Genomic DNA, 1034 nt, shown 5'->3' with positions numbered 1-1034 from the left:
TAGTACGTGGACGTAGACCCGAAACCGGGTGATCTACCCCTGTCCAGGGTGAAGGTGCGGTAACACGCACTGGAGGCCCGAACCCACGCATGTTGAAAAATGCGGGGATGAGGTGGGGGTAGCGGAGAAATTCCAATCGAACTCGGAGATAGCTGGTTCTCCCCGAAATAGCTTTAGGGCTAGCCTCGGAAAACAGAGTCGTGGAGGTAGAGCACTGATTGGGTGCGGGGCCCGCAAGGGTTACCAAGCTCAGTCAAACTCCGAATGCCATAGACTTACTTCCGGGAGTCAGACAGTGAGTGCTAAGATCCATTGTCAAAAGGGAAACAGCCCAGACCATCAGCTAAGGTCCCCAAGTGTGTGTTAAGTGGGAAAGGATGTGGAGTTGCACAGACAACCAGGATGTTGGCTTAGAAGCAGCCACCATTGAAAGAGTGCGTAATAGCTCACTGGTCGAGTGACTCTGCGCCGAAAATGTAACGGGGCTAAACACACCACCGAAGCTATGGCTTGATGCTTTGCATCAGGGGTAGGGGAGCGTTGTATAAGGGTTGAAGGTGTACCGTAAGGAGCGCTGGACATTATACAAGTGAGAATGCCGGTATGAGTAACGAAAAGATCAGTGAGAATCTGATCCGCCGAAAGCCTAAGGGTTCCTGAGGAAGGCTCGTCCGCTCAGGGTAAGTCGGGACCTAAGGCGAGGCCGAAAGGCGTAGTCGAAGGACAACAGGTCGAAATTCCTGTACCACCGTAAGCCGTTATGAGCAATGGGGGGACGCAGTAGGGTAGTGACGCGGACTGATGGATGTCCGTCTAAGCAGTGAGGCTGATGTGTAGGCAAATCCGCACATTGTAAGGCTGAGCTGTGATGGGGAGCGAAAATTATAGTAGCGAAGGTCATGATCTCACACTGCCAAGAAAAGCCTCTAGCCAGGTGAAGGTGCCCGTACCGCAAACCGACACAGGTAGGCGAGAAGAGTATTCTAAGGCGCGCGGAAGAACTCTCGTTAAGGAACTCGGCAAAATGACCCCGT

Annotated in this window: 1 rRNA gene; it reads left to right on the top strand. The window is 52.9% G+C overall.

The window, feature by feature from the left end:
- A 23S ribosomal RNA gene (locus J2X75_RS30285) occupies positions 1-1034 on the top strand; the annotation flags it as partial.

Source organism: Paenibacillus sp. 2003 (assembly GCF_031455635.1).
In the GTDB taxonomy this organism is placed as follows: domain Bacteria; phylum Bacillota; class Bacilli; order Paenibacillales; family Paenibacillaceae; genus Paenibacillus; species Paenibacillus amylolyticus_B.
This window is presented reverse-complemented; position numbering and strand designations above follow the sequence as displayed.